The organism is Streptococcus sp. 1055 (assembly GCF_013276815.1).
Classification (GTDB): Bacteria; Bacillota; Bacilli; order Lactobacillales; family Streptococcaceae; genus Streptococcus; species Streptococcus pseudopneumoniae.
On the sequence record NZ_VMLT01000132.1, the window covers coordinates 21,440 to 31,662 of the forward strand.

A 10,223-nucleotide genomic window follows, 5' to 3' on the forward strand; every position below is an offset into this window, starting at 1 on the left:
TCAGACTTGAGTTTTTGAGAGGATAATCTTATCAATAGGGATTACAGGACTCACACCATCTCCTGCTCGCTGGAAATATAAGGATAAGATATTGTTCTCAGAATATTTCTTATAAAATTGTAACGGATTCTTGCGGTGCTGCAAATCCTGGTGCTGAATCAAACGTTTCTATAGCTGGTGATGGACCTGACGGATGCACTGGAGCTACTTCTGGTTCTTCATACATTGGACCAACTGGTTGAGCAGGTTCTTCTTCCATTTGAGGACCCACTACAGGAGTTGGAGCTTCCACTTCCTGTTTAGTCTGAGCTTCAAATTCAGCCAATTCTTTATTGGCTGCTTCAATACGAGCCTGTAACTCTGCCATTTCTGCTTGAGAGAACTGACGTGTCATATCAATTGGTTCTTCCTCAATTGGAGCTGGAATCGGTTCTCCAAGTACCTCGCTAACCACTTCTTTAAAGGCTTCATCACTGGTTTGAAGATAAGTAGCTGTTGGGCGAAGAATATCTTCCCAGTCTGAAGATTCAACAATAGCCAACTGACTCTCAATTGTAGATTTGAGACGTTGGTGGAAGACACGGCTCTTATTCTTCAATTCTTCTGTTTCAACAGCAACTTTCTTAGCATTGTCTGTTGCTTGACGAAGAATCTCGTTTGCCTTATATTTAGCTTCTTCCAACAAGCGTTGCGCATCCTGCTCTGCTTGATGAATGATATTGTTTGAACGTTCATGTGCTGCTTGTTTCACTCGCTCAGCTGTGTCTTGGGCAATCAATACAGACTGGCTCAATGAATCTTTCATTTCGTCAAAGTAAGACAAACGCTCTTCTAAACTCTTAATACGCAAATCTTTATCATGATTCGCACGAACAAGATCTTCGTAATCACGAACCACAATATCTAAAAATTCATCGACTTCTTCTGGATCAAAGCCTCTGAATCGAGTTCCAAAGGTCTTGTCCTTTATTTCTAATGATGTAATTGGCATTCTATTCCTCACTTACTTAATAATAACTGGACGGTTATTTTTTTCTTCTCTTTTTTCGTTTGTCCCTTATCTTGAAGTAATCTCAAGCGACCAAATTTTCTCACACTAATCAAATCTCCAACTTGAACAGTGTAATCTGATTTGTCTACCACATGATAATTTACTTGGACAAGTTTCTTTTCAATCAACTGGTTTGCTTGATTCCTAGATAGTTTCAAAACATTTGATAAAAGAACATCTAATCGAAAACTAGACACAGATAAATCCAGTTCTCGATACTGTTCTAGCTTATCTATTTTCTCGGCGAAAGGACGTTCCTCCAGCGAAACAGGTATACGGCCAATTTTCTTTAATCCATCTTGAAAGAGAAGAAGAAACTGCTGATTAATCATAATCTGCGCCCGTTCTTCATCTACTAGGATATCTCCAAAAAGTTTCCGTTCAATCCCTAATTGATTGATGACTGTCCCTAAAATCTTAGCATGCGTTAAATGTTCAAATTTATTGGAATACACAATTTCCTGAAGAGATATTTCAAAATCTGAAAACTCTGGTTGGAAATAATCTGGGTATAATAAAACTCGAACATACTCACTCGAGACAAATTCCCCACTACTGCTACAAGCAAGACCATAGGTTTTGGCCAAAATCTTTAATAGCTTCTCCTGATGAGGATTGATAAAAGGAGTTAAAAAAGGAGCATAGCTATCTTCTACCTTCTTTATCCATTCCATTCCCTTGTCAAGAAAGGGACGATCTTCTATGGAGAAATGCTGATAAATCCCTTTATTCATCCTATCATCGCCAGAAAACGGACTAGGTTTTCTCCTAAAAATCGAACCAAAACAATCGCAACCCAAACAGATAAATCAAGGCCCGCTATCTGTAAAGGCAGGCGTTGCAAGGGAGCAAGCACTGGTTTTACCAACGCTACAATCCAACGACCCAAACTGGATTCGTAGGCGCCTGGAAACCAAGACATGACAGCAAAGGCTACCAAAATCAGGGAGTAAATATCCACTGCATTATAAATCATACGAATTAAAAAAATCATTATCGTACTCTATTTCGTCTCATATCAAAATCAAACTCACCCTGTTGATCTTCATCTGGCAAACGAATATCTTCTACATTCACAATAACATTCACTGGTGTCAACAGATACATGGTAGAAGCTACTTTTTTCAGACTTCCAGCTAGAACATGGCAAGCCCCATCCAGGTAATCCAAACAACGACGAGCCTGCACTTCAGTCATATATTGAAAATCAATCAAGATACTTTCGTTTCCTGCCAATAAATCAACAATTTCTGTTGCGTCTTCATATTTTCTAGGATAACGAACATCTATAATGACCTTATCAGTTGCACGCTGACTCTGATTTGCCAATTCCTGTTGTCTTGCATGAAGTCTGGTGATATTGTTCTCCTTTGTTCCAGCTGATTGTGGAGTTTGAGTGATTGGGAGAGCCGGTTCCTGTGAAGAATTTACTGGAGTAAACACAGGCTCATCTCTTTTTTCATAAGGGAGACTTGAATCCTCATCCTCCGTAAAATAATCTATAAATCTATCGAATCTATCTTTTAAAGACATGGTTCTCTCCTACTTAAAAAATGCTGTACCTATACGAACAAAGGTGGAACCGAATTGAATCGCTTCTTTATAATCACGACTCATTCCCATACTTAACTCGGTCATAGGCATATTTGGAATTTGTTTTTCTTGGATTTCTCTTTGTAAATCTTGGGCCGCCTTGAAAATCTCTTTCAACTGCTCACTGCTAGCCTCAAAAGGTGCCATCGTCATTAAACCGACATATTCAATCTTATCTAGTCTGGCTAACTCTGGCAAGATTTCCAGCAGTTCCTCTCTCGAAAAACCGTGTTTGCTTTCTTCTTTAGAAATATTTACTTGAAGGAAACACTTGATGACTCGGTCACTTCTTTTTTGAATTTCCCCTGCTAGCTTTACTGAATCCAAGGCATGGAAATAATCAACGTATTGAATGACATCTTTCACCTTACGTCTTTGCAAGGTACCAATCAAATGCCAAGTCACATCTCGATCTTTTAGAGCTTCATATTTTTCCAGAAACTTATCGACACGATTTTCACCGATATGATGAACACCTAGCGGAAGCAAGGCTTCCGCTGTCGGTACATCTACATACTTGGTAACTGCAATGACAGAGACTGAACCACTCTCTCGATGAGCACTCAGACTAGCCTCTGCGACTTCTCGAAAAACAAGTTCTGTATTTTCTTTTACATTCATTTACTTAACGATTTTTGAAAAATGGAGGTGTATCCAATTCATCTTCATCTTGTGATGTTGGGGCTTCAAAGCGTTCAACTGGAGAAACGACTGAATCTGTTGTACGAACAATCGATTCACGGCGAAGATCCCAATCACCAAAAGCAGATGCCTGAGTTGGTTCCAAACGACGTGGATTTTGTTTTGGCAATTCAGCTGTTTCTGCCATATCAAAATGACGATCAAAGCCATGTGAATGAGCTGGTTTCACTGTCTCACGGTAGTTAGTAGTCGGTCTAGCTTGTGGAGCAACAGCCTTCTCTACGCGGTCTTGACGAACACCCGTTGCGACAACTGTTACACGAATTTCATCACGCATACTTTCATCAATTGAAGTACCGAGCCAGATGTTCACTCCTTGACCTGCTGCCTGGTTCACAATTTGTGAAGCCTCCTCAGCTTCAATCAAGGTTAAATCGAGACCACCAGTTACGTTGACAATCACATCTTCTGCTCCATCAATTGTTGTTTCAAGAAGTGGAGAGTAAATTGCCTTACGCGCCGCTTCTACCACACGTTCTTCTCCACTACCGATACCAATACCCATGAGAGCATTCCCTTTATTTGCCATAACTGTTTTCACATCGGCAAAGTCAAGGTTAATCAATCCTGGATTGGTAATCAAATCGGTAATCCCTTGAACACCTTGACGAAGTACGTTATCCGCTTCGCTAAGTGCTTCAAGAAGAGGAGTTTTCTTATCAACAATTTCAAGCAAGTTGTTGTTTGAAATAATCAATAGAGTGTCTACATGCTCACGAAGTTGGTTGATTCCTTCTACAGCAAATTGTCCACGTTTGCTTCCTTCAAAACCAAACGGACGTGTTACAACACCAACTGTAAGAGCACCTAAATCTTTAGCGATACGAGCAATAACAGGAGCAGCTCCAGTTCCAGAACCTCCTCCCATACCAGCAGTGATGAAGACCATATCTGCACCACTGATAGCTTCCGTCAGTGTTTCTTCGCTTTCTTCAGCAGCTTTACGACCAACCTCAGGTTGACCTCCTGCACCCAAACCACGAGTCAATTTAGGCCCCAACTGAATAACAGTCTCAGCTTTTGTACTACTCAATGCTTGTACATCTGTGTTTGCTGCGATAAATTCTACGCCTGTAACACCTTCGTCGACCATACGGTTGATGGCATTGCCACCACCTCCACCGACACCAATTACCTTAATCACTGCACCTTGAGCAGCAGCTGTATCAAATGAAAATGTCATAATTTATTTTTCCTCTTTATTCGTCAAACATGCTTCCGATCAAGCCACGGAAACGATCTGCTAATTTCGGCTTATTTTGTGAAGCTTGTTGGAAATCCGCCATTGGTTCTGTAGGAGCCACCGGCTCTACTTCTGGAGCAGGAGCTGGTTGAACAGGCGTTGATTGTACAAACTGAGCTGTTTTTTGCAGCATCCCACCAAAACTAATTGGCTGATGACTTAAGTCATTCTCACCTTTTATCGCTCCTTGAGCCAAAAGATTAACTTCTGTTAATTGACCCGCAAATTCTGATAAACTAATCACATGCGCAAAGGCTGGATTACGGATACCAACTTGATTTGGAACATAAAGCTTGACACGGACGCCAAAGACTTCCTGAGCAAGCTCAACCATACCTGGTAAAATGGCATTCCCACCGATTAAGACAATACCACCAGGGAGGTCCAATAGACGCCTTCTATCTAATTCTTGCTTGATTTGTTCAAGGATGTGCTTGATTCGTGCAGAAATAATTTCTGACAAGTAGGCTTCCGTCACTTCGACTGCTTCTACTTCTCCAATAACCTCTACTTGGAAGGTTTCTTTGCTTGCAAGAGGCGGATAGGCTTCCCCGTAATTCAGTTTCAAGCCTTCCGCTAATTTGCGAGAGGTTTTCAAAACCTTGGAGATATCTTTAGTTACATAATCTCCACCTTCTTGGAGAATATGTGTGAACTGGAGTTCTTGATTACGGATTGTAGCGACAGTCGTTTGACCTGCCCCCATATCAATCACTGTAGCACCAAATTCACGTTCCCCTTCGTTCAAAACAGACTGAACCATTGCTAGTGGTGAAATGATAACATTTTCAACCTGAACACCTGCACGCTCAACCGTCTTACGCAAATTGTGCAAGATAGTACGAGGTCCTGTATAAAGCAAACCACGCATTTCAAGGCGAACCCCCATCATGCCACGTGGGTCACGAATCCCTTGGAAACCATCCACAATAAATTCTTCAGGAATAAAGGTAATGACTTCACGGTCAGGTGTCATACTCTTTGTCAAAGCTGATTTGACAACATTTTCAACATCTTGATCCGTAATTTCCTTGGTATCAGATGTTACTGGAATCATCCCTTGAGTTGGTTCTACCTGCAAAAGATTACCAGGCAAGCCGACATTCACTGATTTAATCGAAATGCCTGACTTTTCTTCTGCTTGGGAAATGGCTGACTTGATAGCAGTTGCTGCTGCATCAATATCAACAATAATTCCATCCTTTACACCTTTACTTTTGGCATTACTCACGCCAATTACATTTAATTCACCATTTCTCTGCTCGGCTACAAGCACCTTGACAGAGCTTGTTCCAATATCTAGACCTGTAAAAAAGCCTTCTCTAGCCATTACATCGCATCCTCTCTATCTTCCAAGTTTCGCACTTCGTATTATTCCATAGCTAAACTTAGGCATAGCTATTCACAGAATATTATAACACAAAAAATTTAATCATGCTTGCTTTTTTCCTAAATTTCCCAGCCAATTTTTGAGTTTCTATGTTCAGAAATTCTTATTTTATAAGCTGCTTGTAAAAACTCTCTAAGACAAAAAAAGAAAGCTCTGTGTTAAGCTTTCTTTGCAATCATTTTTTCTGCTTCTTGAGCTAAAAAGAATTCTAAGATTTTCTTAGTCAAACTGATAGTAGCTACCAGCACAATTGAAACAAGTAAATAATTAGCTACTAGACCATGATCCCCAACCAATGGCGGTTTTGTCAAGAATCCGTAATCCCCACCTGTTACCAAATTGACCACAAAAATCAAGGCATTTAGGGCAAAGGTCATGAGAAAAATTCCCTTCACATCCAGCAATTTCGCACTATACTGTCTCAATAGATAAACTAGAGAGTTCCCCAAGAGTGCTAAATGACCAAAGATAAAGGATAAAATGGTGATATGTGGAAAAGGGTAAGCATCTGGCACTGGATAAACAAAGGCTGCTAATGTCCCAAATGTTCCCAATAATGCAAAGTATTGTTTATATTTGGACTGACCAGGAAGCAAGAGTACCACAAACATAGCCATACGGCAATGGTAAAAGGGTAGGCTTTCTGACAATGGCATATGATTGACCCAGTACCAACCATAAAGAAGGATCAACTGAACGGCCTGTAAAATCTGGAAAAATCGTTGGTAAACCTTCTTTTCACGATAGCGATAGGCTGTATAAAAGGTCAAGGCTAAGAGCGTAAATAGGCTAACATACCAAAAAAGGTCAAATTTAGGTGGTTCTGTTGGCTGAGTTGTAAAAAAAATATCCCATAAATTCATCTAGTCTTCCTCATAATTCAAAATTTTCCTGCATATTATTATACCATGCTATTTGTCAAAAATGGATTTAGAAATACGATAATCATCTTCTTAGTCAAGATATTGCTCCCTCTGACCTTGATAAACCTGCCAAAGAATCTCGATTTGCTCCTTGGTAATGCGTTTTTCAGATAAATTCGGCAGTTGGTCAATTGCAAAAAATTGAAGGTCAGCGATTTCTTGATTTTCTTGGAATTGTCCATCGAGAAGCTTACATTCAAAAACAAACTTTGCATATTGTTTGCTCTGTAGTTGGAAACGATTGGTATCAAAAACAGCTAGCAGTCTTTCAACTTTGGCTTTAAAACCGGTTTCTTCTTCAATTTCCTTGAGAATATTTTCAGTTGGAGAATAGCCGACTTCACCAAAGCCACCTGGCAAAGCCCAACTATCCTCTCCTTGTCCCCTAACCAGACAAATCTTCTCATCCTCAACAATCCAAGCACGGACGTCCATTAAGGGAGTCGCATAAGCGGAGGTCGGTTTCAAGAGTTCTGCCACTTCGTCTGCATCAAGGTCTGATACCTGATTCAACATTTCAGATAACAGACTTCGCAAGTCTTCGTAGCGCTCACAGTCAAAAGGATCTTTTGTAAAGGTTAAGCCAGTATCTGTAAGGGCAATCATTCTTTGCAGATACTTAACAAAATCACTTGGTTTCATTTTCTAAACTTTCTACCAACATGGCTAGGTTCATAGAGTTAGAGCCCTTGAGCAAGATTTGATCATTGGCACTGAGGCTTTCCTTGACCTGCTTGACTAGGTCTTCAAATTGGTCTTGGTCTTCTGTTTTCTTGAAATAGTAAACGTGGCCAATTGGGAACATTTGACTGGCAAGTTGGGCCAATTCAGCAATGTCTTCTCCGTAGAAAATCACGGTATCCAGCACATCTGGAGAAAGGCTCAAAATCATCTGATTATGGAGTTGAACTGACTGGTTACCCAGTTCCTTCATGTCCGCTAAAACCGCAATTTTCTTGCCCCCTTCATTGGCTGGAATGGCAGAGAAGGTCTCTAAAATCAGCTTCATAGCAGTTGGATTGGCATTGTAAACATCTGACAAGATGTCTGCTCCATTGGCTGCTTTCTTCCACTCGGTACGGTTACGCGTCAATTCAAGATTTTGGAAGGCCTGACAAATTTGTTCTTCTGAAACTCCTTCTTGTAGGGCCACATAAGCAGCAATCATAGCATTAGTGGCATTGTACTTACCAGTCACTGGCAAATCGAGGGCTTGTTCCAAGAAATTAACCTTAAAGGTCAGACTGTCCTTACGCTCAACCAAGTCTGTGATTTCCAACTCAGCTCCTTGCCCAAAACGGACCACCTTTTTATCAGCTGGCAAGTAGGCCTCTACAATGGAGTCAGCTGGTGCCAAAAGCAAAGAACCTTCAGCCATGCCATCTGCAATTTGCATTTTTCCTTTAGCAATCTCTGAACGGTCTTTGAAAAAGGCCAAATGGGCTTCTCCAACCAAGGTCACGATGGCTGTTTTTGGACGAGCCAATTCTGACAAGAGATGAATATCTCCCAAGTGATCCTGTCCCATCTCCAAAACCAACTTTTCTGTTCCTTCAGGCATATGGAGAACTGTGTAAGGAAGACCAATCTCGTTATTGTAGTTTCCTTGAGTTTTGTAGGTTTTGTAGATTGTTGACAGCAAATGTGCCAACATATCCTTGGTCGTTGTCTTACCATTTGAACCCGTAATAGCAAAGACATCAACAGTCGTTTTTTCAAGATAGTAGGCAGCTAGTTTTTGAAATGCAGTCAACACGTCGTCTACTAGAATGTAGGGATGATTTGCGATTTCTTTCTCAGACAGGGTTGCTACCGCACCATTTTCAAAGGCTGTTTCGATAAAGTCATGACCATCACGCGCACCTTTGAGTGGCACAAATAAATCTCCAGTCCCAATCAATCGACTGTCAAACTCAGCCTTTTCTAACTGGGCGTTCGCAAAAAGACTAACATCATTTTTAGCTCCAACAGCTTGGGCAACTTCATGGATTGTTAATTTCATTTCTACTCCTTTAAAAAGGGTCGAAGCCCGAGAACTCTAGTCACCTGGCAGTGATGGTTCTGGCTTCTACCCTCTCTTTCATTTTATAGCAAATGCGCTTCGCGCTTGTTAAAGCTTTCCTTGGCAAGGTCAACCAAACGCTCGATTAGTTCTGCGTAGCTGATTCCCATATTGTCCCAAAGTAGTGGATACATTGACCACTGGGTGAAACCTGGCATGGTATTGAGCTCGTTTAGGAAAATCTCTCCCTTATCTGTATAGAAGAAATCGCAACGAGAGAGACCGAGGCCTCCAATGGCACGGAAGGCCGTCTCTGCATTTTGACGCATGACAGCTACCACATCATCACTGATTTTGGCTGGGATGTCCATGGTAATCTTGTTATCAATATACTTGGCATCGTAGTCATAAAAGGCAACATCCTTGACTACTTCTCCTGGTAGCGTGCTTTTGACATCGTAGTTTCCCAAGAGACCAACCTCGATTTCACGGGCATTGACCCCTTGCTCTACCAAGACACGGCTGTCATATTGAAAGGCAAGTTCCAAAGCTTGACGAAGTTCTTCTTGATTTTCAGACTTAGAAATACCGACACTAGAACCCATGTTTGACGGCTTAGTGAAGACTGGATAAGTCAATTTTTCTTCCACTTCAGCGATTTTAGCAGTCACATCATCCCCTTCAACGATAGCCACATAGGGAACTTGTGCAATGCCAGCAGATTCTAACACACGCTTAGTCGTGATTTTATCCATGGCAAGACTGGATGACAAGATATTGCAACCGACATAAGGCAATTTCAAAACTTCAAGGAATCCTTGAACAGAGCCATCTTCTCCCATCGGACCATGAAGAACTGGAAAGACCACTGCCCCTTCTTCATAGATAGCACTTGGTGCAACTTTCTTATCCCAATCAATGGTTTCATTGGTCATGAGACGGTCCTCTTGACCTGGAGTCTGACTAAATTCCTGCGTTTTGATAAAGTCACCTGACTGACTGATAAAGAAAGTCTTGACTGTGAAACGGTCGTAGTTAACCGCACGCATGATACTCTCAGCTGAAAGGACAGAGACTTCACGTTCCGCACTCCTTCCACCATATAAAAGAATAATCGTTTGTTTCATATTATTTGTCCTAATTCTACTAGAATACTCGCTCTTTAGTATATCATATTTGCTTGGTTTTTTAAAACTTGAACCTGATCCTACTCATCACACTATACAAAAAGAGGCCGATAGGAACGATTTTCAGCCTCCTTGATTTTTTATAAATGAATGGAGTTCGTAAATTTGTCTACACCCGACTTTATCACTTAA

11 protein-coding genes are annotated in these 10,223 nt (G+C 41.0%); all 11 read right to left on the reverse strand.

Translation table 11 applies throughout. The features are described from left to right. Nucleotides 1–109: 109 nt before the first annotated feature. Nucleotides 110–991 carry a DivIVA domain-containing protein gene (locus tag HT699_RS10380; protein ID WP_345789798.1) on the reverse strand — a complete coding sequence of 294 codons (882 nt, stop codon included), beginning with the start codon at nt 989–991 and terminating at the stop codon, nt 110–112. A gap of 8 nt (nt 992–999) precedes the next feature. Further along, nucleotides 1,000–1,785, reverse strand: coding sequence for an RNA-binding protein (locus HT699_RS10385; RefSeq protein WP_001032411.1), 786 nt, complete (start codon nt 1,783–1,785; stop codon nt 1,000–1,002). After that, entirely contained in the window at nt 1,782–2,045 is a 264-nt protein-coding gene (locus HT699_RS10390) for a YggT family protein (protein ID WP_000576513.1), read from the reverse strand. Before HT699_RS10390 ends, HT699_RS10385 begins: the two co-directional genes overlap by 4 nt. Next, the gene (locus tag HT699_RS10395; RefSeq protein ID WP_000053381.1) at nt 2,045–2,584 is read right to left on the reverse strand and encodes a cell division protein SepF; all 540 of its coding nucleotides are present in this window, start codon (nt 2,582–2,584) and stop codon (nt 2,045–2,047) included. Before HT699_RS10395 ends, HT699_RS10390 begins: the two co-directional genes overlap by 1 nt. 9 nt (nt 2,585–2,593) lie before the next feature. Next, a complete protein-coding gene (locus HT699_RS10400; protein WP_100127742.1) occupies nt 2,594–3,265 on the reverse strand; it encodes a YggS family pyridoxal phosphate-dependent enzyme in 672 nt (223 codons plus the stop codon). Between the two features lie 4 nt (nt 3,266–3,269). After that, the gene (gene ftsZ / locus HT699_RS10405) at nt 3,270–4,529 is read right to left on the reverse strand and encodes a cell division protein FtsZ (RefSeq protein ID WP_000144268.1); all 1,260 of its coding nucleotides are present in this window, start codon (nt 4,527–4,529) and stop codon (nt 3,270–3,272) included. A gap of 16 nt (nt 4,530–4,545) precedes the next feature. Next, nucleotides 4,546–5,919, reverse strand: coding sequence for a cell division protein FtsA (gene ftsA / locus HT699_RS10410; protein WP_050107773.1), 1,374 nt, complete (start codon nt 5,917–5,919; stop codon nt 4,546–4,548). 218 nt (nt 5,920–6,137) lie between these two features. Then, on the reverse strand, nt 6,138–6,842 hold the full coding sequence (locus tag HT699_RS10415; RefSeq protein ID WP_001055261.1) for a TIGR02206 family membrane protein: 705 nt from the start codon (nt 6,840–6,842) through the stop codon (nt 6,138–6,140). A 90-nt stretch (nt 6,843–6,932) separates the two neighbouring features. Continuing rightward, the gene (locus HT699_RS10420; RefSeq protein WP_000804584.1) at nt 6,933–7,544 is read right to left on the reverse strand and encodes an NUDIX hydrolase; all 612 of its coding nucleotides are present in this window, start codon (nt 7,542–7,544) and stop codon (nt 6,933–6,935) included. Then, the gene (murF, locus tag HT699_RS10425) at nt 7,531–8,904 is read right to left on the reverse strand and encodes a UDP-N-acetylmuramoyl-tripeptide--D-alanyl-D-alanine ligase (protein ID WP_172934349.1); all 1,374 of its coding nucleotides are present in this window, start codon (nt 8,902–8,904) and stop codon (nt 7,531–7,533) included. Before murF ends, HT699_RS10420 begins: the two co-directional genes overlap by 14 nt. Before the next feature lie 83 nt (nt 8,905–8,987). Next, nucleotides 8,988–10,031: a D-alanine--D-alanine ligase gene (locus HT699_RS10430; RefSeq protein ID WP_000814626.1), complete on the reverse strand. Its 1,044-nt coding sequence runs from the start codon at nt 10,029–10,031 to the stop codon at nt 8,988–8,990. Nucleotides 10,032–10,223 lie beyond the last annotated feature (192 nt).

What these genes read in the sequence shown, in the direction of transcription:
- murF (WP_172934349.1), bottom strand. Translation starts at nt 8,904, where the DNA reads ATGAAATTAACAATCCATGAAGTTGCCCAAGCTGTTGGAGCTAAAAAT.
- HT699_RS10420 (WP_000804584.1), bottom strand. Translation starts at nt 7,544, where the DNA reads ATGAAACCAAGTGATTTTGTTAAGTATCTGCAAAGAATGATTGCCCTT.
- HT699_RS10390 (WP_000576513.1), bottom strand. Translation starts at nt 2,045, where the DNA reads ATGATTTTTTTAATTCGTATGATTTATAATGCAGTGGATATTTACTCC.
- HT699_RS10400 (WP_100127742.1), bottom strand. Translation starts at nt 3,265, where the DNA reads ATGAATGTAAAAGAAAATACAGAACTTGTTTTTCGAGAAGTCGCAGAG.
- HT699_RS10395 (WP_000053381.1), bottom strand. Translation starts at nt 2,584, where the DNA reads ATGTCTTTAAAAGATAGATTCGATAGATTTATAGATTATTTTACGGAG.
- ftsA (WP_050107773.1), bottom strand. Translation starts at nt 5,919, where the DNA reads ATGGCTAGAGAAGGCTTTTTTACAGGTCTAGATATTGGAACAAGCTCT.
- HT699_RS10380 (WP_345789798.1), bottom strand. Translation starts at nt 991, where the DNA reads ATGCCAATTACATCATTAGAAATAAAGGACAAGACCTTTGGAACTCGA.
- HT699_RS10430 (WP_000814626.1), bottom strand. Translation starts at nt 10,031, where the DNA reads ATGAAACAAACGATTATTCTTTTATATGGTGGAAGGAGTGCGGAACGT.
- HT699_RS10415 (WP_001055261.1), bottom strand. Translation starts at nt 6,842, where the DNA reads ATGAATTTATGGGATATTTTTTTTACAACTCAGCCAACAGAACCACCT.
- HT699_RS10385 (WP_001032411.1), bottom strand. Translation starts at nt 1,785, where the DNA reads ATGAATAAAGGGATTTATCAGCATTTCTCCATAGAAGATCGTCCCTTT.
- ftsZ (WP_000144268.1), bottom strand. Translation starts at nt 4,529, where the DNA reads ATGACATTTTCATTTGATACAGCTGCTGCTCAAGGTGCAGTGATTAAG.